The sequence below is a fragment of the Treponema primitia ZAS-2 genome, assembly GCF_000214375.1.
GTDB lineage: Bacteria > Spirochaetota > Spirochaetia > Treponematales > Breznakiellaceae > Termitinema > Termitinema primitia.
Genome location: NC_015578.1, coordinates 3,309,515 through 3,335,967 on the forward strand (window position 1 = coordinate 3,309,515; position 26,453 = coordinate 3,335,967).

The 26,453-nt window shown below is 50.7% G+C and carries 22 protein-coding genes; 15 read left to right on the top strand and 7 right to left on the bottom strand.

All coding sequences use genetic code 11. The annotated features are described in order from the left end of the window. Positions 1-16: 16 nt before the first annotated feature. Positions 17-3,118, bottom strand: coding sequence for an insulinase family protein (locus tag TREPR_RS14275; protein ID WP_015709048.1), 3,102 nt, complete (start codon positions 3,116-3,118; stop codon positions 17-19). Continuing rightward, positions 3,115-4,647 (bottom strand): flagellar motor switch protein FliG, encoded by a 1,533-nt coding sequence (locus TREPR_RS14280; protein ID WP_245534746.1) that lies wholly within the window; start codon positions 4,645-4,647, stop codon positions 3,115-3,117. The genes TREPR_RS14275 and TREPR_RS14280 overlap by 4 nt, the downstream gene beginning before the upstream one ends. A 144-nt stretch (positions 4,648-4,791) precedes the next feature. Here TREPR_RS14280 and TREPR_RS14285 point away from each other — a divergent pair, with 144 nt between their 5' ends. The 4 genes from TREPR_RS14285 to TREPR_RS14300 all read left to right on the top strand — a co-directional run bounded on the left by TREPR_RS14285 (position 4,792) and on the right by TREPR_RS14300 (position 8,958). Beyond that, a complete protein-coding gene (locus TREPR_RS14285) occupies positions 4,792-5,814 on the top strand; it encodes an NAD-dependent epimerase/dehydratase family protein (RefSeq protein ID WP_015709050.1) in 1,023 nt (340 codons plus the stop codon). Beyond that, positions 5,814-6,578: an EFR1 family ferrodoxin gene (locus tag TREPR_RS14290; protein WP_015709051.1), complete on the top strand. Its 765-nt coding sequence runs from the start codon at positions 5,814-5,816 to the stop codon at positions 6,576-6,578. Before TREPR_RS14285 ends, TREPR_RS14290 begins: the two co-directional genes overlap by 1 nt. A 318-nt stretch (positions 6,579-6,896) precedes the next feature. Then, positions 6,897-7,541 carry a hypothetical protein gene (locus tag TREPR_RS14295; RefSeq protein WP_015709052.1) on the top strand — a complete coding sequence of 215 codons (645 nt, stop codon included), beginning with the start codon at positions 6,897-6,899 and terminating at the stop codon, positions 7,539-7,541. A gap of 202 nt (positions 7,542-7,743) precedes the next feature. Beyond that, positions 7,744-8,958 (top strand): IS256 family transposase, encoded by a 1,215-nt coding sequence (locus TREPR_RS14300; protein ID WP_015707812.1) that lies wholly within the window; start codon positions 7,744-7,746, stop codon positions 8,956-8,958. 93 nt (positions 8,959-9,051) lie between these two features. Here TREPR_RS14300 and TREPR_RS14305 read toward each other — a convergent pair whose 3' ends face one another. Then, positions 9,052-9,699, bottom strand: a complete 648-nt coding sequence (locus TREPR_RS14305; protein WP_081468673.1) for a transposase — start codon at positions 9,697-9,699, stop codon at positions 9,052-9,054. Between the two features lie 690 nt (positions 9,700-10,389). Between TREPR_RS14305 and TREPR_RS18520 the strand changes: the two genes are divergently transcribed. The 3 genes from TREPR_RS18520 to TREPR_RS14310 all read left to right on the top strand — a co-directional run bounded on the left by TREPR_RS18520 (position 10,390) and on the right by TREPR_RS14310 (position 11,415). Then, entirely contained in the window at positions 10,390-10,638 is a 249-nt protein-coding gene (locus TREPR_RS18520) for a hypothetical protein (RefSeq protein WP_169313430.1), read from the top strand. Positions 10,639-10,648: 10 nt separating this feature from the next. Next, the gene (locus tag TREPR_RS19295; RefSeq protein WP_081468674.1) at positions 10,649-10,810 is read left to right on the top strand and encodes a transposase; all 162 of its coding nucleotides are present in this window, start codon (positions 10,649-10,651) and stop codon (positions 10,808-10,810) included. 104 nt (positions 10,811-10,914) lie between these two features. Then, positions 10,915-11,415: a hypothetical protein gene (locus tag TREPR_RS14310; protein ID WP_041611227.1), complete on the top strand. Its 501-nt coding sequence runs from the start codon at positions 10,915-10,917 to the stop codon at positions 11,413-11,415. A gap of 474 nt (positions 11,416-11,889) precedes the next feature. On the opposite strand, the gene TREPR_RS14315 is transcribed toward TREPR_RS14310, so the two are convergent. Next, positions 11,890-13,347: a PucR family transcriptional regulator gene (locus TREPR_RS14315; protein WP_169313431.1), complete on the bottom strand. Its 1,458-nt coding sequence runs from the start codon at positions 13,345-13,347 to the stop codon at positions 11,890-11,892. Positions 13,348-13,469: 122 nt separating this feature from the next. On the opposite strand from TREPR_RS14315, the gene TREPR_RS14320 reads away from it, so the two are divergent. The 4 genes from TREPR_RS14320 to recJ all read left to right on the top strand — a co-directional run bounded on the left by TREPR_RS14320 (position 13,470) and on the right by recJ (position 19,012). Continuing rightward, entirely contained in the window at positions 13,470-14,723 is a 1,254-nt protein-coding gene (locus tag TREPR_RS14320) for a uroporphyrinogen decarboxylase family protein (RefSeq protein ID WP_015709056.1), read from the top strand. Between the two features lie 100 nt (positions 14,724-14,823). Next, positions 14,824-15,501: a DNA repair protein RecO gene (gene recO, locus TREPR_RS14325; protein ID WP_015709057.1), complete on the top strand. Its 678-nt coding sequence runs from the start codon at positions 14,824-14,826 to the stop codon at positions 15,499-15,501. 27 nt (positions 15,502-15,528) lie between these two features. Then, on the top strand, positions 15,529-16,833 hold the full coding sequence (locus TREPR_RS14330) for a thymidine phosphorylase (RefSeq protein WP_015709058.1): 1,305 nt from the start codon (positions 15,529-15,531) through the stop codon (positions 16,831-16,833). Between the two features lie 34 nt (positions 16,834-16,867). After that, positions 16,868-19,012, top strand: coding sequence for a single-stranded-DNA-specific exonuclease RecJ (gene recJ / locus TREPR_RS14335; protein ID WP_015709059.1), 2,145 nt, complete (start codon positions 16,868-16,870; stop codon positions 19,010-19,012). Between the two features lie 32 nt (positions 19,013-19,044). Here recJ and TREPR_RS14340 read toward each other — a convergent pair whose 3' ends face one another. Then, positions 19,045-19,689, bottom strand: coding sequence for a hypothetical protein (locus tag TREPR_RS14340; protein WP_015709060.1), 645 nt, complete (start codon positions 19,687-19,689; stop codon positions 19,045-19,047). Positions 19,690-19,823: 134 nt separating this feature from the next. On the opposite strand from TREPR_RS14340, the gene TREPR_RS17965 reads away from it, so the two are divergent. The 3 genes from TREPR_RS17965 (at position 19,824) to TREPR_RS14360 (ending at position 22,274) form a co-directional block, all read left to right on the top strand. Next, positions 19,824-20,990: a M23 family metallopeptidase gene (locus TREPR_RS17965; protein WP_015709061.1), complete on the top strand. Its 1,167-nt coding sequence runs from the start codon at positions 19,824-19,826 to the stop codon at positions 20,988-20,990. A 104-nt stretch (positions 20,991-21,094) separates the two neighbouring features. Next, on the top strand, positions 21,095-21,298 hold the full coding sequence (gene rpsU / locus TREPR_RS14350; RefSeq protein WP_041611717.1) for a 30S ribosomal protein S21: 204 nt from the start codon (positions 21,095-21,097) through the stop codon (positions 21,296-21,298). A gap of 316 nt (positions 21,299-21,614) precedes the next feature. After that, positions 21,615-22,274, top strand: a complete 660-nt coding sequence (locus tag TREPR_RS14360) for a phosphodiester glycosidase family protein (RefSeq protein WP_245534838.1) — start codon at positions 21,615-21,617, stop codon at positions 22,272-22,274. A gap of 157 nt (positions 22,275-22,431) precedes the next feature. Here TREPR_RS14360 and TREPR_RS14365 read toward each other — a convergent pair whose 3' ends face one another. Both TREPR_RS14365 and TREPR_RS14370 read right to left on the bottom strand, forming a co-directional pair. Further along, a complete protein-coding gene (locus TREPR_RS14365) occupies positions 22,432-23,397 on the bottom strand; it encodes a CsgG/HfaB family protein (RefSeq protein WP_015709066.1) in 966 nt (321 codons plus the stop codon). Positions 23,398-23,792: 395 nt separating this feature from the next. Further along, on the bottom strand, positions 23,793-25,139 hold the full coding sequence (locus tag TREPR_RS14370) for a pyridoxal phosphate-dependent aminotransferase (RefSeq protein ID WP_015709067.1): 1,347 nt from the start codon (positions 25,137-25,139) through the stop codon (positions 23,793-23,795). 533 nt (positions 25,140-25,672) lie between these two features. Here TREPR_RS14370 and TREPR_RS14375 point away from each other — a divergent pair. After that, positions 25,673-26,347, top strand: coding sequence for a helix-turn-helix transcriptional regulator (locus TREPR_RS14375; RefSeq protein WP_015709069.1), 675 nt, complete (start codon positions 25,673-25,675; stop codon positions 26,345-26,347). The last annotated feature ends 106 nt before the right edge of the window (positions 26,348-26,453 follow it).

Sequence of the window (26,453 nt, forward strand, 5' to 3'; positions counted from 1 at the left end):
TCCTCGCTCCTCATTATCACACCGGCAGCTTCCGTATCTCCACCCCCAGTTTGGCCGCCGCTTTCTCCGCCTCTACAGTCCCGGCAATTACCGTAGGTATGCCCCGGCCCTGTTCAGCAGCGGCAGCGGCGATCCGTTTTGCTGCGGCGCAAAGCTCCTCCGCAGTGATTGAAACCATGGATTGCAGCTTGTTTGCCCGGTGCGCATCCTCAAAGCCATAGAGGAAGCGAAAAAAATCCGAAAGTCCTTTTTCGGCGCCGGTTCGGGGCCGGGTTTCCTTGGCAAAACTGCCAATCACCGCCTTGGTCAGGGCTTCCTCATCCGGAGCGTCCTTTGCCGTTGCTTCAAGGATGCCCGGAAAGGCTTCCAAGGAACGGAGTGGGCTTGGGTCGCGGTAGGTGGAAAGGGAAAAAGTTCCTTCCGCCAAATCAGGGTGGGCAAAGGCCCCATAAGCTCCGCCTTTCATGCGTATTTCCTCCCAAAGCGCTCCGGTGGAAAGTTGGTGGGCCAATACCGATTCTATGCCCGGCCTGGGGCTGTTCAGGAAAGAACCAGCCAGGGTTACTGCAGCAAAACCTACCTGAAGGGAAGAAGAGGACAGGACTTCTGCCTTTGGGGTGTTGGCGTCACTTTTGAGCCGATCGAAGAAAGGCGTTCCTTCCGCAGTAACACTGTTCCGGGGCCGGGGGGCGCCAAAGCTGCTGAAAGTTTCCGCTATGCCCTTTATTGCGCCCTGTATGGCACCGGCGTTTCCGGTGATATTTGCCAGCAGCCCTGCGCGGCTTACCAGGGTATCCCGTATGCGGATGAGGGTTTTGCAGATTTCCGCAGTATCCGTGTCGGCAAAGGTATGAACCGTCTCAAGCTGGGAAATACCGTTCCAGATTTCCTCCACCGCATGGGAGCGGGAAAAGAGGCGGCTTGAGCGGCCCATGGCGTAGCTGTGCCCCCCAGGCGCCAGGCTTGAATCGGTATCGTTCTTCATTTCCAGGACCAGGTCCCGGATGCGCCGCTGATCGGAAAAATCCGCCTCAGTAATGATGCGCCGGGCCAGATCCAGAGACTCAGGTATCTTTTCATCCAGGGCTTTGAGCCGGAAGCAAAGCCAGTCACGACCGCGCAGATCCAGTGTTCCTGTGGGAAGCGCCGCAGAACGGGAAAAGCCCGGCAAACAGGAGCCAGTCTGGAGGGTACCGTAGAAGGCCCCGGTGGTACGGGCCAGAAGGCTGGAAACCGCGCCGTAGTCCATCCCCGGCAGGCCCAGGGATACTACGCAGCGGGAGAAGAGGGGGAACCAGGGGTAGTCGGCGCTTTCCAGAATGTCCAGGGGGAAGGCAAGGTCCAGGTAGCTGATACCGTTGGTGAAAATTTCATGGGCTACTGTGGGTATGCCCTTTGCATCCAGGATTTCCCGGGGGACCTTTTCGATTTCCGGGACCAGGTCCTTCCGGGAAAGGTGGGGGATGGTGGCTAAAGCTTCGGGGCTCTCCCCTTCGCTCTGAAGTTTTTCCAGAGCCTCGGCTTTTTCCAGTATGTCCCGCCGCTCGGTTTCTGAAAGGGCCGCCTCTTTTTTTGTTAGTGCTTCCGCCAGGGCAGCATCCTTCTTTTCCTGAAACCCTTCCTCGGGGTCCACCGAAACCAGTGCCCGGTGGGGATTATGCAGCAAATAAGTTTCGATGAGTTTTTCAAAGTACCGGCTGTCTTCGGCAAAGCGGCGTTTTAGCTCGGTGAAGGCCGGGACAAAGAGCAGGCTGTCCCAGGGCCGCTTTTCCCGGGACAGTTCCGGAGAACCGAGGTGGAGCCAGGACCGGAGTGCGCGGCGCATCCACACCAGGGAGTAAGGCCCCCCGGACCGGCGTATCTCCCGGTTTGAAAATTCCATGGACAGCAATGCTGCTTCAATTTCTTCCTTAGGAATTCCCTCCGATGCCAAGCGCCGCAATGCGTCTATGATTAGTTTCTCTATTTTTTCGCTGATGCCGGTGTTCCCGTTTTGCCGGTCCACCCCTCGCAGTCCGGCACTAAAGAGGGTTTCCCGGGATTCGTTTTCCAGCCCCGTCGCGGGGGCGAGATCCTCCCCGAGCCCGGATTCGATGAGCAGACGGGTCAAGGGGGACCCGTCATGGCCCAGCAGTATTTCTGTCAGCGCCCCCAGGGCGATAGTTTCATTCGCGTCCGTGGTGTCCCCGCAGAGCCAGCTGAGGACCACGGTGGATTTCTGTTCACCCCCCGCAGGGGAAGGGATAGTGATGGTTTGGGGGGTGGTCCACCGTGGGGTCCTGGAAATGGGGGCCGCCGCTTTCCCCACCGGAAGAGAGCCGAGGAACTGTTTGTTAAGAAAACTAAGCTGCTTTTCCGTGGAGATATTCCCTGCCAGGAAGATACGGCAGTTTGCGGGGGAATATTTGCGGCGGTGAAAATCCCGCAGGCCCTCCAGGGTGAGTTCCGGTATCGTTTCCGGGTCCCCGCCTGAATCAAAGGCGTAGGGAGTGCCCGGCAAAACCGCCCTGACAGACCAGCGGCCTGCGTACTCGTCCAGGGAAGAGTAGGCCCCCTTCATCTCGTTATAGACCACCCCTGTAATATGCAACCCTCCTCCGGAGGGTTGCTTTGAGTTTCCCGTTCCGGGAAACTCAGTGTTAGTGTCTGTTTCCGGTGGCGAAAAAGCTAAACGCCACCCCTCCTGCATGAAGGTCCATTCCGAAAGCTGGGGCCGGAACACTGCATCCCCGTAAACCGCCATGAGGTTAAAGTAATCCTGTTCATTCACCGAGCTGGCAGGGTAAACCGTTTTGTCTGGGAAGGTCCAGGCGTTGAGGTAGGTCTGGAGACTTCCCTGGGCCAAGACCAGGAAGGCGTCCTTTAAGGGGTAATGCTCGGAACCGCAGAGCACAGAATGTTCCAAGATATGGGCGACCCCGGTAGAATCCTCAGGAGCGGTGGCAAAGGCAAAACCGAAAAGGTTTTCCTTGTCATCATTCAAAATGTGGAACACTTCGGCGCCGCTTTTCACGTGCCGTGCCCAGATACCGACAGCTTCCAGTTCCGTTAGATCAACTACTTCCAGTATTTCGAACCCGCTGTCCAATACCTGTCCTGCGCGCAGAATTGTTGTCATACAATCACATCCTTATCATCGATTAACATAATCCGCCCTTCTTCGCGGTTCAGCCTGAACCAGCTCAGGAAAGCCTTTGCAGCATCATCCACATCCCGCCGGGGCACCGGCCCCAGGATGCGATCCTCCTCCCGTATTTCAAGCCGCCGCTGGGCGGATATATTTGAAAGTATTTTTTCGGTGAATTCCGGTGTCTTGCCTTTGAGAAGCATGGCAATATCCTTATCCGGCATGGACCTGAGTTTTTCCTGGAGAGGCCGGTCGTCGGCCTTCACTACATCCTCCAGGGTATGGATCCGTTCCTTGAGTTCCTGGCTCAACTCAGGGTCCTCATCATCAAGCTGCTGGAGCAGCCGATCCCCGAAAGAAATGTCCGACTGTTTCAAAATCGCTGCCAGGGTATTTCTCCCGTCGATAGTAATAGTGTCTTTTGAAACCGCGCTGCCGATATGCCGGGCCTTTTCCCGCAGGGCCCCCGCTACCTGGGCCAGCACCTCCGGGTAGGTTTCCCCCTGCCGGGCAATACGCCGGACAATCTCCATCTTCCGCCCCGGCTCAATATTGATCAAAGTCTGGGCGGATAGTTTGGAAGGCAGCCGTGAAAGGATCAGCGCCGCAGCTGCTGGGGATTCATCTTTCAAGAGCAAAGCTATCTGTTCCCCGTTAAATTCTTCCATAAAAGTGAAGGGGTTTTCCTTGGTTTCAGGCAAGGCCTTGTTGAGAAAATCATTGCCCTTCTCGGGCCCGAAGGCCGCATAGAGCAGCCGCCGCGCCGCCTCCACCCCGCCTGAGGAGGCCCCCAGGAAACCGTAGGTGGACGACAGGAGGGAACGGAATTCTTCAAAAATCTGCGCCGCCTCTTCGGAGGAGATACCCCGGATAGAGGCGATTTCTCGGGAGATATCCTCCACCTGTTCCATATCAAGCTTGGCGAGTATCCCCGCCGCCTCGTCCCCCCCGATAAGGATGAGGAACTTGGCAACCCGGCGTATTTTGGGATCCGCTTCCTTGTTTTCAGCGCTCCGGGGAAGGACCTTGGGAAGTTTTAAGAAGGGATTGTCCTCAGGTTTAGACACCTCTCCGCTCCCGGGCTGCTCCCGGGTCTTCACAAACCCATCACCGGGTATCAAAGGCTCGCGGCGCGGCGCGGTTTCCGGGGAGCGGTTTTTCGGCAAAGATAGGCGGCTTTCAGGTCCGGCGGTGGGTTCATCAGGGTTTCCCCTCGTGGAGTTGCCCTTGGCAGCGGGTTCAGGCTTTTTCATGCTGCTCTGATACGCCGCTATCCCATGACCCAAGGGCGCCTTGGCTCCTGCCCCTTCAGCAGGCCTTCCGTCTCCCGAAATCGGAGGCTTTCCACCGCTTTTCGGAGCCGGCGTTGGAAGTACTGGGGGAAACTTTCCGTCTTTCTGAACCGAAGCCGGGGATTTTTGTGGAGCCGATGGTTTTTCACCGCCCTTAGCAGGCACAGAAGCTTCCGGCGTTTCCTGGGGAGTCAGTTCCGGCCATACCGGTAACTTAATTTTTGCCATAACTCTATAGTACGCGAAACCGGGGCCGGCTTCAAGAACCGTCTGGAAGCAAAGACTTGTGGTTTTTTCGGTCCCATGGTAGCTTTCTATAAGGGCAATCCCTGAAAAACGTTTTTTAAGGCGCCCTAAAGGATACATACCAAAATGAGCCAAGAAATCCATGTCGTAACCGGCGCCACAGGCCGAACCGGCCTTGCCCTGTGTGCTGAACTCCACAACCGGGGCGCCTACGTGCGGGCCCTGTATCACCGCAGCACACAGTTTGTGCCCTTCCTGAAGCAGTACGCCGATGAAGCTGTCTTTGCCGACATCAGATCCCCTGACACCCTGGCCGCCGCATTTTCGGGGGCCACCTACGTGTATCACCTGGCCGGCATCGTTTCCATTGCCAGTAAAATTGATGCGGACATAGAGGCGGTTAATATCACAGGGGTGCAAAACGTCATTGATGCCAGCCTGAGCTGCGGGGTAAAGCGCCTCATTCACACCGGAACTGTTCACACCCTACCCTTTTCGGACAACACCAGTGTTTTAAGAGAGATCCCCCGGTTTGACCCGGACGCAGTTTCCGGCGCCTATGCGGTAAGTAAGGCGATTGGTTCCAACCTGGTCCTGGATGCGATAAAGGAACGCGGGCTTGACGCAGTAATCGCCATGCCCTCCGGGATAGTCGGCGCCTTTGAATTAACCCGATCCAATTTTGGGCAGATAGTAGTTGATGTGGCAGAACGCCGCCTCCCGGTATACGTTACAGGCCGCTACGATTTTGTGGATGTAAAGGATGTGGTGAAGGCCCTGGCGGACCTGGCAAAGCTGGGCGTTTCCGGCGAAAGCTACATCCTCTCCGGGCAAACCCTGCATGTCAAGGAAATGATCCAAGCCGCCGCTTCTGCCGCCGGGGTAAAGGCGCCAAAACTGTGCCTGTCCCTGGACTTTATAAAACTATTTGCCGGTTTCGCCGAACAGGATGCCCTTCGTAAAGGAAAAACACTAACTTTCACCCCCTATGCCTTGAAAGTTCTGGGGGACAATTGCAATTTTTCCCACGAAAAAATCACCGCCCTCACCGGCTACGCCCCCCGTCCGCCAGCTGAAGCAATAAAAGAGCAGGTTGATTTTTATTTTCAGGTATACAAGAAAAACTTTCAGGGAGCAAATATAAAATAATGACAAAGATATACTATTTCAGCGGAACCGGCAACACCTACTGGTCGGCAAAAAAACTTGCCGGCCTGATAGGGGATGCCGCTATTTTTTCGATAAGTCGGGAAATACAGCAGCCGGAAATATGTATTGAAGCAGATGCCGCAGTATTCCTGTTCCCCGCCTATGCCTACGGGATACCGGGCATGGTAAGCCGCTTCCTGAAAAAAGCCGATATCCGCGCAGATTATCTGGCAGCTGCAGTGACCTACGGAACCTCCCAGGGCGGCGCCTTAGCCGATGTCCGCCGTATCCTGGCTAAAAAAACCCTGACCTTGAACTACGCCGCGCTCATCCCCAGCGTAGAAAACTACATCCCCATTTTCGGCGTCCAGGAAAAGCGCGTACAGGATAAGCGTATCGCCATGCAGACCGCAGCGACCGCCCAAACAGCTCAAGCGATTATCGCCCGTGAATCCAACAGCATCAGTACCTTCCGGCCAATATCTAAAATGATAAGCGCACTTTTTCTCTTTGCCCGTCCTCTGCTGGTCAGGGGATTCCGCCTGACCGCTGCCTGTACCGCCTGCGGGCTCTGCGCCCGGGTCTGCCCCTCCGGCGCAATCAGGATGACGGTAGAAGGCCCCGTCTTTCAGAAAAACTGCGAACAATGCCAGGCCTGCCTGAACTTCTGTCCAAGCAGAGCAATCAGCTACAAGCGATTGAAACCGGATACGGAGCGGTATCATCACCCGGAAGTGACGGTGGGGGAGATGGGCGGCGATTGACAAATCCTTCTCATGATAGTTTACGCCTCCACACTCACGTAGCCCGCCGCCATTCCCTGAAAATACAAAGCTCCTTGGATGCTATGGATTTAAGTGGCGATTAGCAATCTACATTTATTTTTCCGGGCGTGTGATATAAACGCAAACAATTGCGTTTATACAGCGGATATGGAAGAATAGGCAAAATTCATATAAAAGAAGTTAGGTGCAAGTTTTTTTAAAATATTATAAAAAAACATTGACAAATGATAAAAAATGATTGTATTATTGAAATATATCCAATGTCGTCTGTAGCATCGTAAATTTAGGATGTTTTTTATGAAATTTAAATTCAGTATTGATATTACATGGGTAATATTTTTTATGTTATTATTTTTAACAATACCATATGTGTATTCGCAAGAATATGATATTCCAAATAACATTACTATCTATGATGGAAATTTTGAAAAAATTACGTCAAAAATCACCTATTACCCACCACAATTATCTAATACGGGTTTAACCAATACAATATTACTATATTATAAAAATGGCTCTCTCACAAATGCTTTATTGTATGGGAAAATGGGAGATTCAAATTCTAGAGAATATTTATCAAATGCCATTGATAAATGTATAGAATGGGCTGCCGTTGCCAAAAAGAATGGAGTTCATGAATTAACAAAAAATACGGGAAAAGAATCCGCTGTAATGTTTGCTACGATTATGGATAGCCTCTATACAAATGTATATATAGTCAACTATATTTTCAGTATTCAAAAAATAAATGGAAAAGAAACTTATTGCTTGATTATAAATTATAAAACGACAGATCAAGCAAATTTGGGCAGGAATGGGGGCTATTTAGTAATTACCGAAAAGGATTTTGGTGAATTGATGAAAATAATCTCTGATGATTTTCTCGCACAATATGATAAACAGTATGTAGATAGGCAAAAACAAGGAGAATTATTTCAATAAATAGTATCGTTAAATATTAAAGTTCCCATAATATATATATAAGCAAAAAACTGCACATAACCAGGGTGTCGATTAAGTCTATATAAATAACAATACTATCCTTATATTTTAATATTCAACAGTAATAGTGATATTAATTTACGATATTTCGAGCCTGTAACAAAATTAGTGTAAACGGCTATACTACCTAGAAGGAGCAAGTATGGCCTTTTCAAAAGAAGTCCTGGACGAGATTTTGAAGGACTACCATGGGCCCGATGACTTTTACGGGCCCGAAGGGATCATGAAGCAGCTGACCAAAGCGCTGGTGGAGCGGACGATGGAGGCTGAGCTGACCGAGCATCTTGGGTATGAGAAAAGCGACCCGGGTGAAAAACAAATCTCGAACCGCCGGAATGGCAAAAACAGCAAAGAGCTGAGGACCGACCACGGGCCGATGCCGGTCGAAGTCCCACGTGATCGGGAGGGGACATTCGAGCCTCAAATTGTTCCCAAACACCAGCGGGAGTTTCGGGGGTTCGATGACAAAATCCTTTCGATGTACGCCCTTGGGCTTACTACCCGCCAGATTCAAGATCACCTCAAGGATATCTACGCGGTTGACGTCTCGCCTGAGCTTATCAGCCGGGTAACCGATGAGGTTAAGGAACTGGCAGCCGAATGGCGGGGGCGGGCTCTTGAGCCCTTTTACCCGGTAGTTTTCCTGGATGCGCTGCGGGTCAATATCCGCGATGGGGCTGCGGTAGTCAAGAAATCCGTTTATTTGGCCTTGGCGATACGTTTGGACGGCCAGAAAGAGCTGTTAGGGCTCTGGATTGAGCAGAACGAAGGGGCCAAGTTTTGGATGGGCATTATGAATGAACTCAAAAACCGGGGGGTACAGGACATCCTCTTCGCCGCCGTCGATGGGCTGACCGGTTTTCCCGACGCCATTGCCGCGGTGTTCCCCAAAACCGAGGTCCAGCTTTGCATCGTCCATATGGTCCGAAACTCAGTTCGGTTTGTCCCCTACAAAGACCGGAAGGCGGTGACAGCCAGCCTCAAAACTATTTACCTGGCTCCTTCAGCGGAACTTGCCGCCGAAGCGCTGGACGAGTTCTCAAAAGTGTGGGATAAAAAATACCCGATGATTTCAAAGTCCTGGCGGAGCCGGTGGAACGAGGTCATACCGTTTTTCAAATTCCCACCTGAAATCAGGAAGGCGGTGTATACTACCAATGCCATTGAATCGGTTAATTACACGATTCAAAAAATTATCAAACACCGCCAGTCTTTCCCAAACGATGAGGCTGCGGTGAAATTAATTTTTATGGGCTTGAAAAACATTTCCAGAAAATGGACAATGCCTATACGGGATTGGGGCGCTGCCCTCAATCAATTCGCAATCATTTACGGGGAAGACAGAGTCCCCCTATGATTACCGTTTACACTAAAAAAATTACAAGTTCGATATTTCTACCAGCAACCATTTTAAATCCTCATTTGAGGGGAATTTACTTCCGTATACCCCCTATATCCCGTACCTAAAGGCCAATGGCTGTATACATTTGGCAATATTATGCACCATGCAGTATAACAACCATTGGATATTTACTTTTGTTTTTGTACGGAGTGTAAATTGGTCCATGTCCTTACAATAAGTAATATCTGCAAAAACAGGTTCGATTATCTGCATCCGTCTGGAATAGATTTCTCGCCAGGCGGGATCGTCTATCTTCTTTCGCATCTTGTCACAAAGATTTTCAGAATGTTTCGAGACCGGGATGTATAAGGTACGCATACGGGTTTTACCTTTGAGGGAAGCAACACACCGGGAAAGAAACTGGCAAGACATGCAATCTTTGGGAGATGCCTGGTACTTTTCTCCGCTGTTCCGGCTAAGTTTAACAAATCCCTTATAAATGAGTGTTTTTTTATTAGGACAAATAAAAATATTTCTTTCTTTGTTATAGGTAAAATCATCTGCAGTAAATCGGTTGACCTTGTGGCCTTTCCGATCGTCAAAATAAGGGTCCCGCCTACGGAACTGCTGATCGGGGATTAGTAGTTCTATATTCCATTTCGCAGCTTCCTGTAAATTGTTTTCCGAGAAGAAACCCGTATCCCCTGTTACCAGCGATTTTTTTAACGGTTCTTCCTTCCCGGTTATCATCTGCATATTTTCTTGCAGGGAATCAAGCTTGGCCGGAAATGTTCGCTTTCACCGCCGCTTCCGAAGGCCTCCGCTGAAATAATGACTTGATGGGCTGAATCAGCTTTAGCAATACCATTATACCCCTGAATATATCCATGCGGCCCCTTAATCCTTGCGCTCTCCGGATCGGTGATATTGGATTGTATTTCGCCGCCAGAACTCCCATACTGTAAATCGAATAATGATAGTTCTGAATGGTCAATGAGATACTCTAAGGCCCATTCAAAGGTGCCCGGAAAGAGCTGGTCTTTAAAGTTAATATTGAAGAATAGCCCCTAGGAGGGGTCCTGGTATTTATATCGTGCCATAATAGGTATAATACAGCATGGTATTTTATGGTAGTCGATCCTTTTTGGAAAAAGTCAATTTAATACGCAGTAATACTATTTTATAATTAAATCGACAGTCTTAACAGGTCTGTACAATGCCCGCAACCTGGTTTGTAAATATATTGAAATAAATATTATTGACAAAAATAAATAAAACATGATATTATAAATTATTGGAGGAAATCATGTTGGAAAGATTGGCATATTCACTTGGCCAAAATGATGAAGAACCGAATATAGAATTGGCAAAAGAATTAGTTAAAACAAAAAATAAAAAGGGCACAAAAGAAGCGAATAGATAAATTATTAAAAAGGTTGGAATAAAATGCGGGCACTTCGCATAACGATATTGTCTAAAAACTATTGTATTAGTAATACTACTATTGTACAATTAGCCAAAGAAAATAAAATAGAAGTACTCATACCAGACCCACATTTTAGAACCCAGGATGAGCGGTTTAAAGAAAGGCCTGGATATGCAACTGAAAATAATAAAAAATATGAAGCTAATGATTTTATTTTCAATGAAGATGATAATACCTATACTTGCCCTTGGGGAAAATTATTAACCTAATTCACACCGAATGGAGATAATAGAACCGATATTTTCAGATGTGGAATATTACAAGAGAATGAATCGGTTTACCCTAAGAAGCAAAAAGAAGGTAAACAGTCAATGGTATCTTTGCAGTACGGTACATAATATAGGTAAATGTGTGCCAGAATATCAGAAGAAATATGGTTAAAGGGTGAATTGTGGGAAAAGAAAGCCATGGATGCGGATTATATTGACAAATAAATTATATTGTTTTAAAATAATATATTGAAAGATAAAATTAATGGGGGTATTATGAAGAAATATGGATTAATAGCGTTTTTCTTTTTTTCAATAATATTATCATGTGAAAATCTTAATACAGATTTACCAAATACGGATATCCTTAAGTATCAAACGCCTACTGGTTTTGAATTTCCGGTTAATACAGAAACCGTTGATATTTATAATTGTCTTATATCTGCGGGACTTAATAATAATTCAGAAAATATTATTACTGCCGGTTCAAAATATGAAATTACTCAATCGGCTGTTTTAAATGGTATTAATACAACAGATACAAAAACAAGGAATATTGATAAAATACAAATAACATATGAAGAATCAGGGCCGCAAATACATGAATATGGTATTATTTTGATATTTGATGATGGCTCAACGGATTTTTATAGTTATCTTCCACAAGCAGAAAATAAATTGACCTTGCATTGTCATTTTTATTATAAGTGGCAACGGCAAACGACAAATGTTTGGAAGAATGATAAAACAACTGGAAAATTAATTCTAAATTTATAAAATATAATAATATTTTATAAGGAAAATAAACTCACCATTATTGTAAGGGCATAGTGTAGGTGGCAAAACAGCACATAATTAGGCCGTAGAATAAGTATCTGTAAAGAAGCCCCTTAGAAAAACCTCTATTTTTGTCGGTCTCTTTTCCTATAATATTCTCATTCACTAAATATAAGTGACAGTATTCCTATCATCATGAAACATCGAGCCAAACGTCTATACGGGGCAATGACCCTTTCGGACCATTCCTCAAAAAGCGATAATGCCAGTTTAAATATTATGGTAAATATTAACTAAATAATAAAGAGCATAATAATGGTGTACGACTTGGTACTTCGCATTACAGGACGAAAAAAGTAATCGCATAAAATATAAAACCATGATATAACAAGATTATGAATACAATTTTGTATATATTTTCAGGATTACCCGGAAGGTGAAATAGTGTTTTGCAGGATTTCTCTCTGGTTGGTTTCAGGGTTCCGGCTCTTCCAACAAAAACGACAGTAACGCAAAATTCTGTTCATCCGGGTTATCAAATTTTGCGCCGGTAAGTTCTTTGATCTTGTTAAGCCGGTAATTCAGGGAATTACGGTGGAGAAACAGCACCCTGGCGGCTTCATTCTTGTTATGCCCGTGATACAGATATTCAAAAAGGGTTTTATAGAGTTCGGTATTATGGGCAGTATCATAGGCTTTCAGTATTTGGAGGGCGGGGTGTTGAAACAGTGTATCCCGGTTGGCCTCCCGGGCGATTTTAAGCAAATGGGTATAGGCAACAATGGAAGCATCATGGACGCCGCTGGTTCCTTCATCGATGGCCGCGATGGCTTGCCGATACCGGGAACGGAGTTCCGTCAACTGCGCAAATTGCATTGAAATGCCGATGGCATAATATTTAATCACAATAATCTTAAGCAGCTCCGCAAGAAAAGTGTTCACCTGGTTTTCCGATACAATCGCTAATACTTCCTGACCGTAAAGGAACACGGTATTCAGTGTGTTCATGTTTTTTATGATCCCCATCAGCCGCCGCCTTCTGGTCAAAGACGCCTGAGCTGCTATATTACGGATGGTTATCAGCTTCCATGGGGATGGGATTTTTTTGCCAATAGTTATCGGCATAGTATTGGTCTCTTTTTTACCTTCAATAAAATCGACCAGAATGGAATCTATGGTAAGGATCCGCAGATCCTCCCGGGTATTTATCACATGGGTTAATACTTTACAGAGGACCACAGCAGCTTCGCAGTCGCTGGGATTTAGTTTTCTTGAATGTTCTTCTATGTAGATTGTGGCGACAGGTTCACCGGCAGTATTTATATTTGCTGCAATATAGACATTGCCGAATATCAGCCGGTAGAGCATGGGTGTGGTTGTCCAATCCTCCAGTTTTTTATTATCCAGGGAAAGTACGGGTGACCCTGCATACGTAAGGGAGACCATATTGGTTTGATGTATTTCCTTCCACAAATCATCCAGGGTATCATCGGTATCTTCCACTTCATTGTGGGCAAGTACACGTCCGTCGATATTTGCAATAAAGATAGGAGCCCCGAAAATAGGAACACTGAGATCGACCATCCTTTGCAGGGCATTATCCGCTTCGGCGGCATCCCAAAGAGCCGCTTCCCACCGGTTGTAGTAATCGAATAGGGCCAGCAGGCTATTGGTTACTTCCTCAGCTTTCTGCCTGTATATCAGGATAAATCCCTCGGAGTATACTAAAAGGACACAGTTTTTAAGGGAGCTTCCCAGAAAATCTTCAGGCTTCTGTATGACATAGATATCTTCCGGCGAAAAAAAGGGCAGGTTGTCGGAATAGAAACGGACCCCGGAAATGACCGCCCTTTTTTCACCCTGATAATGGGCAATTCTAAAAAAGGGTTGAAGTTTTTCAGCTATAAATTCCGGGCTTAGGGTCATTGCCATATAATAGTGCATATTGCACAAATAAGCAAGAAATTATTTCTATCACTTCATGCAATATGAACATATACCTGGGGAAGAATGCCCTTCATACTATAGTTATCATTCTTTAATAAGGAGATTATATGGCAAACGAAGAACTTTTTAACCAGCGGCTTAAGCGGGTAGAAGATGCTATCAAGCTAAAAGAAACGGATCAGCTGCCCATGATACCCATGCCCAGCGGGAATCCCTATTTTATCTACAACAAGGGGTCCCATAAAGCAGTCTATTACAGCCCCGAGGACTGTGAGGAGCCTTATATTAAGTACCACGAGGAATTCAAGCCCGATGTAGGCATGGGACCCCTGGGCCAGAGCGGCAAGGCCAATGAGATCGCCCAGTCCAACATGATTGACTGGCCCGGACGGCCGGGGACCACTGTTTCCGATATGTCAACCTACCAGGTGATTGAACGGTGTTATATGGAAGCAGATGAGTACGATGAACTCATCAAGGATCCTTCCGGTTTTATCTGGAGAAAGTACATTCCCCGGGCCTTTCCGGGCCTCAAGGGGCTTGAAGGGCTTTCCTTTAATCCCGCAGTTATACTGGGATTGTTCTCCTTTGCATCCATCCTGACTCCCCCGGTAATGGAAGCCCTGGATAAGCTGAAGCTGATGTATGAAGAAAGTCAAAAGCATGGGGCCATTGCAAACAGGCTTACACAAAAGCTGGGCGAATTGGGATTTCCCCCCTGGATGACCGGTATGGCCGAGGCGCCCTTCGATATTATAAGCGATTATTTCCGGGGCACCGCAGCGGTGTTTGAGGATCAAATCGAATGTCCCGAAAAGATCGCCGCAGCCTGCGAAGTTTTTGCGGATATCCAGATCGCCAACCTCCAGTACTTCCGGGTAGTGCCCATGCCGGTCAAGCGGGTCTTCTTCCCCCTCCACAAGGGAATGGACGGCTTCATGGGGCCCAAGCAGTATGAAGAACTCTACTGGAAACCCATGGACAGGATCTTTGCCGCTCTGCTTGAGATGGGGGTGACCCCCATTATCTATACCGAAGGCAAGTACAACAGCCGCTATAAATTTATTGCAGAGCAGCTAAAGAAGTACCCCGCCGGGTCCTTTGTGATCCACTTTGAGGAAGGGGATTATGGGGAATTCAAAAAGGCCTTTTCCGGTATCGCCGCTCTTGAGGGAGGCATGCCCCTGCAGCTTTTGGATTGGGGTACCAAGGAGCAGGTGGTTGATCGGGTAAAGTACCTGGTGGATAACTGCGCCGCCGGCGGGGGCTTCCTCCTAGATACCGGGGGCAGTATGGAAAGCGTTAAATACGAAAATCTTGTAGCAATGTTTGAGACCGCCCGGACTTACGGGAAAAAATAGCTCTTATTAAGATAAGGAAGAGGAAAGGAAGATTTTCTTTCCTCTTCCCCTCTGTGTTCTTCCCTCTGGCAAAAAAGGTGCCTGGCACCTATTATAGGCTATGGCTCGGCTTTTTACCTATTCAGCCCTTATTCTCCGGGTGCGATCCGTAGGTGAGGCAAACCGGGACGCATGGTTTCTCAGCGCCGAGGAAGGCATACTCCGGGCAACGGTGTTCGGGGGGCCGAAAAGCAAGCTCCGGGCCTATGTGGAGCCCTACCACCGGGGGGACCTGTGGGTTTATCGGGACCCAGTCCGGGATTCCCGGAAGGTGACCGACTTTGATGTCCAGTCCTGGAAGCCGGGCATACGGGAAGCCTATATACGTTCCGCCGCTGCTTCCGCAATCGCCGAAACCGTTCTGGCCACTCACGGCGGCGGGGGCAACTGGGCCGAGGCTTTCAAACTGGTTGACGCCTCCCTGGAAGCCCTGGACAGTGCCGATGATCCCTGCTGCGCCCGGATTTTCATCCACTTTTTATGGAATTGGGCGGAGTTTCTGGGCGTCAGGCCGGACCCGGAAGCCCGGGATAACGCTTGTGACCCCCCGGAAAATGGAGTACCATGGAACAAACCGGGGCCGGGTGCCCTGGGTTGGCTTCGGGCGGTACAGGACCTGAGCCCGGTCCAGTTGACCCGGTACACTCTGGACGAAAGTTCGGCCCGCCAGGCCAGGGGCTTTGTTACCGCCGTCATGGCGGATGCCCTGGGGAAACGGCTGGGAACCTGGGATTTTTAGAAAATTTAAGTACAGAGGTAAAGCAAAATGCGTGCTGTAGACATAATCATGAATAAACGGAACGGGAAAGAACTCTCCCGTGAAGAAATAGGCTTTCTCATAGGCGGCTATGTGGCGGGGGAAATACCGGACTACCAGGTATCTGCCTGGGCCATGGCGGTTTTTTTCCGGGGCATGACTGCAAAGGAGACCGCCGCCCTGACGGACCTGATGCTCAAATCCGGGGCCTCCATGGACCTTTCGGGCATAAGCGGCCCCTTTGTGGACAAACATTCCACCGGAGGCGTGGGGGATAAGACCAGCCTGATCCTGGCCCCAATTGTGGCGGCCTTGGGAATAAAGGACCCCATGATGTCCGGCCGGGCCCTAGGCCATACCGGGGGCACCCTGGACAAACTGGACGCCATTCCCGGCTACCGCAGCAACCTGGAGCCTGCGGAATTCCGCCGCATCCTTGCCAAGGACGGCTTTGCCATGACCGGGCAGACTAAGGACATAGTTCCCGCTGACCGGCTGCTCTACGCCCTGCGGGATGTGACCGCCACGGTGGAGTCCATCCCCCTGATCACCGCCAGCATCCTTTCAAAAAAGGTGGCGGAAGGGGCGGACGCCCTGGTCTTTGACGTTAAATTCGGATCCGGCGCCTTTATGAAGGATGCCGCTGACGGCGAAAAGCTCGCTCGGTCCCTGGTGGACACCGGGACCGCTATGGGGAAAAAGATCGTCGCCCTGCTCACGGACATGAACGAGCCCCTGGGGAACATGATGGGCAATTTCCTGGAAGTGGAGGAAAGCCTGGACTGCCTGGAAGGCAAGGGCCCGGCGGATCTGATGGAGGTGACCCTGGAACTGGCCGCCCGTATGGTGGTGCTCGGCGGCAAGGCTAAGGACGCCTCTGAAGGCCGGCGGCTCTGTGAGCAGGCCCTGGCCGGGGGCAAGCCCCGGGAACTGTTCCTGGCCAACATAGAAAGCCAGGGCGGGGATGTGAAGAAGTTTCTGGAAATGCGGGGCAGCTACCGTTCCCCGGTGAGTGCGGAAATCAGGGCGGCAAAGCCGGGGTATATCGCCCGGATTGACGCCTGGAAGGTGGGCCACGCCGGGGTGGACCTGGGTGTGGGCCGGAACCGTACGGAAGACGCGGTCAGCCCCACCGCCGGGGTCCAGTTTCACCTGAAAGGGGGCGACAAAGTTGCCCCAGGGGACCTGATCATGACCGTATGGGCCCGGGATAAACCGGGACTTGCGGCGGCCCTGCCCCAGCTTGAGGAATCGGTGGAGTACTCCGGTTCCGCCCCGGCGAAGCGGCAGTTAGTATTGAAGGAAATAGGATAAAACTTCGTTTTATCTCAGAAGGAACTTATTGATAATGAATTGGGAAAAGAAAAGCATACCCCCGGAACTGGTAAAGGAACTCTCTGAGCGCTACGGCTGCGACTTTTTAACCGCCTCCGTTCTGGCGCGCCGGGGGATTACCGGGGGCGAAGACATACGGTACTTTCTTGAGGACGATCCCCGGCATCTGCGAAACCCCTTTGAGCTGCCCGGCATGGAAGCTGCGGTGGAACGCATCCTGGGCGCAAAGGAAGAGGGCGAAAAGGTGTTGGTCTTCGGCGACCGGGACGTGGACGGCATCACCAGTACGGCCATGGTCAGCTCTTTTTTGACCGGACAGGGCATAGACCTGAGATGGCGGCTTCCCCAGGGGGATGAGCCCTACGGCCTTTCCATGAAGGCGGTGGAGGAATTTGCCGCAGACGGGGGCACCCTGATTATCACCGTGGATTGCGGCATCTCGAACCTTGAGGAAGTTGAAAAGGCCAATGAGTTGGGCATTGATGTGATCATCACGGACCATCATAACCCTCAGGAAGAACTTCCCCAGGCGTATACCATCGTGAACCCGAAACTGAAAAATTCCGCCTACCCTTTCCGGGACCTGGCGGGCTGCGGGGTGGCCTATAAACTGGTATCCGCCCTGCGCTTCGCCCTAAAAAGCCATTTCTTCGCCCAGCCCGTATGCCTCCTCAACACCCGGCCCTCCAACGATTCCTACATCATCGAAATAGTAAAACTGCGGAACCTTGCGGAGACAGACCGGCTCATAGAAACAGTAGTGCCCGGTATGGTGGGGATCACCGAAACCCGGCTGCCCGCCTTTCTGGAAGGCCAGCAGATCCTGGCCTGGGATGTGGCCTTGCAAAAAAAGACCCTGGCAAAAATCTTCGGCTCCGGTTTTGAAATTTATATGCTTGACCTGGCCCCGGAAGTGGCAAAACAGATACCCCAAACCGGGGGAAAGAGCCTGCTCCGGCTGAAGGAAATTTCCCGGATCGCCAAATACGCGGAAAATTCTCCCGGGGAGCTGGATATCTTTGTTAACCTCTTCACTTCCTTTGTACAGAAAAAGGAGGGCCACTTCACCCCCGAGGACAGCGCGGACCTCCAGCTCGCCGCCCTGGGAACCATCGCGGACATCATGCCCCTGCGTGATGAAAACCGCATCATAGTCCGCCGGGGCCTGGCCTCCATGCTGGAAAAGCCCCGGCCGGGGCTTTCGGACCTGCTGTTCAAACTGGGCCTTTCTGGGCGGCGCTTCGGGACCAGCGAAATGTCCTGGCAGCTCTGCCCGCCCATCAACGCCACCGGCCGCATGGGCTGCCCTGATAAGGCCGCAGCATTACTGCTGGCGGATGACCCGGCGGAACGGGACCGGCTAGCTGGGGAAATCGTCGCCCTGAACGAGGACCGGAAAAAGCTGGGCGCCGAAAACTGGGCCGTGGTGGAGCCCCTGGCCCGGGAAAGCCTGGAACGCTTGGGGGGCAAATTTGTCCTCGCTGCCGGAGAAGGCATCTACCGGGGGGTCACGGGGATCATGGCAAACCGCCTGGTGAACCAGTTTAAGGTCCCCGCCCTGGTGGCAGCCTTTGGCGAAGAAACCCTCTCAGGCTCCCTCCGATCCGCTCGGGGCTACGACCTTACCTCTCTTATGGAACAAAACGCGGACCTCTTCCTCGACTGGGGGGGCCACGACTTTGCCGCAGGGTTCAGCATGGTACGGGCCAACTGGGAACCCTTTCTGGAGCGCCTTGGGAGCATCACCGCAAATTTGGAATTAGGGGAAGAGACCGATGAGGAAACCCTTTCGGTGGATGCGGAATTCGACGCCCCCAGGGTGGGAAAATTCCTGACACCGGAACTGTTCGGCCTGGTTGACCGCTTTGAACCCTACGGCGAAGAAAACGTTGCCCTTAGCTTCCTGGCCCGGGGTCTCAAGATAACGGACATCCAGCTCATGGGAAAGCCCGAAGCCAAACACGTCAAGCTCACTCTGGATACGGGAAAGCACAAGTGGCCCGCTATGTACTGGCAGGCGGTGGATAAGGTGAACCGGGACTTCGCCCTGAATGACCGGGTAGATTTAGTGTTCACCCTGAACCGGAACTGGTTTAATGGGACCGAGACGCCCCAGCTGATTGTGACAGATTTGAAGCGGGCGGCTTCCGGGGACTGAGCTTCATTTACCGGGGCTTTTCTTTTTCATTGTCACATTTCCCCGGCGGTCTTTAGAAACTGGTTCATCAAATCCCTGCTCTCACTATTAATGAACATGGCCATGATCATCCGCAGAAAAGGGTATTTGCGGATCACTTTGCTGGAAGCATAGTATCGGACGTAGAATCGCTGTTCGCCTTCGGCGCTCAGGGGGATTTTTTTCAAATACCACCGGCCATAGACATCCTTTACATTGCCGTCATCAGAAACATGGCTGAAATCAAGGACAAATTCTTCCGGGGAATTGAACAATTCTGTTACCGATACACGGTATTTAGTGAGAAAGGAAATGCCGAGCAGTGTCGCCCCTACGGTCATGTCAAGGTAGACTGAATCATCTTCCCAAATCACCGTGACGCCTTGGTTTCTCCTGAATATCCGGGGATAATTATTAAACTCCAGAATCGTCCTTCGCAACTTATCCATGGGAATATCGGTGGTGATATGAATATCGGTATACATTTCTACCCACCGGAGATTATCATCTCCCTTTTCCTGGGACACCTCAGTTTTAATGATCCCCGGCTTGTTGTATATTTTTTCCAATACTTCCTGATCGGGCAATTCAATATCCGCCTCCTGGGCAAATAAACGGGAAAGGCCGAGAAGGAACAGCGCCGGCAGCATCTTTTTCATGGATTGTCAGTATAACGGATTAAAAGATATTATTCCATGGCGTGCAAAAAAGGCCCGGGAATTCCTAATTGGTGCTGTACGCCGCCGTTCCGACTAGTTTGTATTTTTTTGCGTTTCATGCTTAACTATCAGTAATGAAAGCCCTCCGCTGGTTCGGCAAAAACCCCCTTCCCGGCCTCCCGGTTCTCCTGCTGCTCCTCATGGCGGGCTTTGCCGGGTGTTCCACCGCCAGCAAAGAAACGGCGACAATTTCAGAACCCTCCTCTGACCCGGCTGCCGAAACCGGGGACTCAGGTGAAGAAGCGCAGGACCTCTCTCCGGTTCAGGAAAAGCCGCCCTTCCTCCGGCGCATCGCCCTTATCCCCGGTGAAGTCCACCCCGGGGAGCCGCTCACCGTTGCCTATGTGCCGCCGACCCCCCGGGCTAACGAGCCGCTCCCGGACCAGGCGCCCCTAGCTATTGGGACTCTGCCCCCGGGCGACGACGAGCCGCCCCCGGCCGCTGCCTCTGCGCCCCACTACCGGGCGGTACTGCGTAATGCCCAGGGGCAACGGCTTACCCGGGCGGAATTTTTCCCCCTGGAAGGGACAGGCCCCGTGCTGATAGCCATACTGGCGGTTCCCTCCACCGCAGCGCCGGGAATCGCGTCTATCCTGGTTGAAGAAAGCAGCGCGGCCCTGGAGGAAATTCCCATTACCATCGCGGACCGGGAATTTGCCGCTGAAATAATCGATCTGGACCAGCGGAACACCAGCATACGCACCGAGCCGGACCCTCAGAAAACCCTCGAATCCGACCAGCTCTGGGCTATCATCAATTCGACGGGTGGGGAAATCTTTAGCGAAAGCACCTTTGCGCCGCCGGTAAGCTCTACCCGCAGGACCAGCTTTTACGGGGACCGCCGGGTGTACCGCTATGTGACCGGGAAAACCGACACCGCCATCCACGCCGGAGTTGACTACGGGGTGCCCACGGGGACTCCGGTCAGCGCCTGCGCCGATGGCAGGGTGGTGCTGGCCCGGTTCCGCATCTCCACAGGTAATTCGGTGATCCTGGAACACTTGCCCGGGGTCTACTCCATCTATTACCACATGGACAGCATAGCCGTAGCGGAAGGGGCCATGGTGAAAAGCGGGGAATTATTGGGCGAATCGGGCTTTACCGGCCTGGCCACCGGGCCTCACCTTCACTGGGAAATCCGGGTATCCGGGGAAAATGCCGACCCCGACGCCTTTACCCTCCGGCCTGTCCTTGACAAGCAGGCCATTTTAAGTAAACTGGAAGAATCAGAAAATCCGTAAAACGTATTTTCTTTTCATGAACTACCGAACCCCGGTATACTGAGGTTCGCTTTATCTGTCCTAAGACAGGTTTATTCTGACCGGCAGGAAGGGAGGTGATTTATTTGGCGCATATCATCGTAGATGATAATGAGATGCTGAAAAAAGCTATCAAGCGGTTCAAACGCATGGTGGAAAAGGAAGGCATCATTCGGGAATATAAAAAGCGGGAATATTACGAAAAACCCTCCACTATCCTCAACCGGAAGAAAAAGGCTATTCAGCGGAAGCTGCTTAAAAAGTCCCGGAAAGGCAAGTCGGACTATTAATAATGAGTAATTAGGAATGAGGAGTTAGGGAATCAGGTACTATAAGGGCAAAGCTAGTCCTTTATTTTCAATAGGGTTCCTGAATTCCTCGTTTCCAAGTTCTCCCCTTTCATTAATCTTCTTCTCATGTATTGTTTTATCCCTTTTTTCCTGCACTTCCCTCTCCCCCCAGACCGGTCAGTTCCGGCCGCCCCCAAACAAGGCAGCTACTCCCGAAACCCTGCTTCCCCAATGGGAACCTTTTGCCCCGGGGATAGGCTACTTTGAAGGAAGCACTGAAAAACCTCTGCTGGAAATCCGGGCGCTCCGGGTGGATATGACCCATCCGGGCCTGGAATTTGTGGTAAATTCCGGGGAAACGGTGGGCAGCATCCCCGCTACTACTGTCTCAAGTTTTGTCCGGGAATACGGCTGCATTGCGGGGATAAACACCGGCCCCTTCAGCCCGGTTTCAGCGAATGTGGAGGAGGAACGGACCATCATCGGGATAAGCATAAACAATGGGATCCTGAGCGCCCCGGCGGTTCCCGGGTATGATGCCCTGGTTTTGTACACCACCGGAGAAGCGGCCATAGTCAGCCAGGCTACACTAACTGACCCGGAATCCCTGACAGACATCCGCAGTGCCGTTGGGGGCTTCAGCGAAGTACTGCGGGACGGCGCGGTAACAAAAAAAACCCTGGCCCGCAACGGCCCCCGGCATCCCCGAAGCGCCGCAGGAATTTCTGCCGACGCGAAGGTACTTTACCTTCTGGCCATTGACGGCCGGCAACTGCGCAGTATTGGTGCAACTGAAGAAGAAATCGCCCTGATCTTGAAACAACTGGGCGCGGCCCAGGGGCTAAACTTTGACGGGGGCGGATCCACTGCCCTAGCCCTGCGTTACAGCGATGGAAAGGTCAGGACGGCAAACAACCCCATCCACGGGAAGGAACGGGAGGTCGCCACATGCCTGGGGATACGGGTTGTGGAGTGATTGAGCCAATTGCAACGAATTTATCAGGGTCCAAAAAATATGTCAGGCGTTCTATCTCATTTTTTATATTGATTTTATTCCAAGTACAAATAGTAACAGCCTCCTTTTCAGGGGATGGCGCCAGGGACACTATGCAAAATCGGCGCATGGCGCCTTTTTATTTTTTCCTTTGGCCAAAACCCATTTGATACCCTAACGAAATATTAAGAACCCCAAATCCGGTCCCGTGTGTTTTACCATGATTATCTTGATATTCACGTGGACCGCCATTTGCGAGCAATTCAGTATACATTGTTCCAGGTCCAACTTTATAACCGCCTCTCAATCCTACCATAAATACTACATTCTCAAAGCGTATTAGCGGTATCCCTGCTCCAAAAAACAGGTCTATTTCAAACGCAGAAGGCCGTATTGTTAATGTTGGCAATACGGAAAAAACTGGCCCTACATACGTATCTCCGTAAATACCCAAGGCAATACCAAATATATCAACAGGTTGAAACTGCGCATAAAGTGAAAATGCCATATGTAAATCTGAAAAAAAATCAACACCCTCGGGCTGTACAAAAGGTTCAGCATAACCAAGACCAAATCCCGTATAAAGCCATTGATATTTCCAGGCATCCGCAGGGTTTATTCTTCCCAATAATCCGGTCAAGGTGGGATCATACTTTATATTTATTGTTCTGATCCCTATTACCTCGGCGGTTTCTATAACAATCGCCTGAACTCGCATACGGTACATATCACGGTACTGGCCAATAGAACCGGAAAACAAAATTTGGGCACCCATCATTCGGCCAATACCCTGGACGGTTTCATCGCTCACAGATCCACTCATGTTAAAATTCAATTCGGATTGCAACAGTTCCAAACGGCTCCTTTCCACAACCTTTACTCTTTTTGTATTGGAAAAAGCAACCAACAGCTCCTGAATGATAAAATCAGAAAGCTCTTTATTTTCTGCCTCAAAATTTGTAACCACAATGGTCGATCCTGAGGGTAAGTCTGATACGAAAAAATCTACAGCATCCAGAATTGCGTCATCCAGTATCATGGCTTGTTGTGCATAAGCCAAAAAGCCGCAAAACAATAAAATGCACAATAAACTCAACTTTTTCATTTTTCACCCCTTATTCCACATGACTCTATCAAATTCAAGACGAAGCTTTGCTGCGGTCCTGGGTGCTACTTGCAACGAAGTTTCCCGCGCATCCAAATCGTCACTGATATATTTTACGATACTCTCCAAATCAGTCAGTGCTGATGGTAAATATAAAAGTCTGTATATTTAAGACTTCACTTCTTCTGTTTTTTTTCGGCATCCTTTATAATTTTATCCATGCTGGCCATTACTTCTTCATGGGTGTATCGTTTACTAATGGACTCCGCTTCGATTTCGGCCTCTTTCAGCTTGAGATAGACTTCTGTTTCATCAGCAGTATAATACTACATATTGTGCTAAAGTCAAGAACGTGTTTTGCAGAGCTGGCTCTTGTCCCGCAACTTTCCTCTCCCCTATCCCTCCAAATACTGCCGCACCGCCTGCCCCATGGCCGCATAGATCTGCCGCCGCTTTTCATCGTCGTGTTCCAGCAGGGTGAATCGGAACCCCGGCAGGTCGCTGGCAAATCCCGAAAGGGGCACCACGCAGATCCCCGTGGAGGCCAGGAGCCAGTACACAAAACGTTTGTCCGGGGCAACATTGGCGGTCTCTTTGCGGATGTACTCCTCCAGGGAGGGGTCGGCAACCGGCAGGGACCGGGAAACCGGCGATTCCAGGATGCCGTTATCAAAGACCGCGGTGGCATAGAGGGCGCCCCGGGGCTTTTTGCAGCTTATTCCGGGAATACCCAGAAACGCCTGATAAGCTTCTTCGGCACGGCCTTCGAACATGGCGGCCCGGCGAGCCAGGTGATCCGGGTAGCGGCTGTCCCCGATAATGGAGGGGATGCAGAGCTGGGGCAGGCTGGTAGAGCAGACCTCCAGGCGCTTGGCGTCCAAGAGGCTTCTGATGTAGGTGTCAAAGCGATGATCCGAGTGGCGGTTGTAGACTTCCACCCAACCGCAGCGGGCGCCGGGCCAGGGCACTTCCTTGGACAGGGAGCGCAGGGCCAGGCCGGGGACGCCGTCGATGACCTGGGAAAGGGCGGCGGTTTTGGCGCCCCCGTAGACTATGTTGGCGTAGGTTTCGTCGCAGATGATGAACAGGCCGTAGGTCCGGGCGATGCGGACAAATTCGCGCAGTATTTCTACGGGGTACACCGCCCCGGTGGGATTGTCCGGGTTGATCAGGAGCAAGCCCGCCACAGAATCGTTGTACTTTACCTTGAGTTCCACATCCTCCATGTCGGGCATCCAGTCCCGGGCAGGGTCCAACCGGTAGGTGAGGTGCTCGTAGCCGGAATGGGCGGCCTCTGCAGAGGAAAGGGTAGAATATGCCGGGGAAGGCCCCAGCACCCGGGCTTCCCGGCGGAGGAAACCGAATACCTTGGCTACCGCATCCCCCAGGCCGTTGAAAAAAAGGATATCCTCAGGCTCTATCTTCACCGGGTCAGGAAAGCCCTCCCCTGCCCCGCTTGAAAGCTTAGGCCGGGTGTTTACCCGGGCGGCCAAAAATTCCCGGGCTTCCATGGCGCCTTCGGTTTCCGAATAGGCGTAGGACATATCCTCAGCGGCCTTTTCCCGGACTATGTCCTTGATCCAGGGCGCGATGGGCTCACCTTTCTTTACCGGGTCCCCGATGTTCTCCCATTGAATGGGGCGGCTGGTGTTCCACCGGCTTAAACTGCGGGCAAAGGCGACGATTTCCCGTATCTCGTATTTGAGCTTTCCCGCTCCGGGGTGAACGATGTCTCTTCTCATTTTATACTCCTTTGTTGTTTCAATCGGCTGATTTCCAAGGGGAGTAGACCTTTCTTTCAGCCCCGGGGCGGGGCATAAAAAAAGCCGTCATCCTCTGCGGAGGATCACGGCCCGATGTTTAAAAGCAAGGGCTAACCGCGATCCTCCTGGATAGCGGCTGCTGCTGCGAGACTGTATACAACTGTTTGAAGCTGTAACTTTTTCATTAGCCCTACTCTGGCAAAAAAATCAGAATATGTCAATAGGATATAATAGCAATTATCATAAACTGAGACTTACTGAGGGTGCAAAAAAATCCCCGGTTTCCGTGGTGGAAACCGGGGAAGGAGCCCCAGGGACGATTCCCCACTACCGCCAACGGCGGCATATCCTGTGGCTGGGGTGGTGAACCGGCCCTCAAATCCCTTTTAGTATCACCTGGCTTTTAGAAATCCACAACAAAACCTTGGTACTATTATATGGTATCTTGGTACTTTTTTACTTGACGGAGTAAAAATAGTATATTATTTTAATAATACATAGCAAGCATTAGTATGATACATTCATTTTTAAATATATTAACCCGGGGTTATGTCCGAAAAAGCCTTGCGGGGCTGGGTCTTATTTTCATGCTGGTCGATCTTTTCCAGGGGGACAGCGTCACCAGCTTTTTGATACTACCCCTTTTTATTGCCCTGGCCTATAAAAGCGGTATTTTTAAGCCCCGGGGTAAACTCAAAGGTATAGCCCTCATCATCCTGATCCTGGTCGCCCTGGGCAGCCAGTGCCGATTCGGCTTGGGCTTTCTCTTTAAAAGCCTTATCAGTATCGTCAAGGTTTCATGCATCTCTTTGCTGTGGTACCTGTTCCTCTTGCCGGAGCTGCAAGGGATGATAAAATCCGGGGAAGAAGAGCTGATTAGCCTTCCCGGGGACCAATTTACCCACCGGGATGTGGAGCTGCTCAACCGGGTTCTGAAGGGGGAAAAATACGAGTCCATCGCCACAGAATTCGGCATAGCTCTGAGTACCCTGAAAAACCGCCTGCACCTGCTCTTTGCCCTGATAGGGGTACAGGACCGGACCAGTTTTCTGTCCAGCTATGCCCGGCATACCCTGGTACTTGAGGGGGGCGCCGGCTGCAATAAGAAGAATTCCACCACGAAGCAAGTTCCGCAGGAACTTGCCGGACACAAGGAACACAAAGGTAAAAAAGGAGGAAGTGAGTGAGGCTCCCTCCCCTTCCTGTGGTTATTGAATCTTATTGCCTCATAACTAAAAATCTAACCCTATTCTTTTTAGGCCCGTTTGCATATAATTGGGCTGGTTCCAAAAT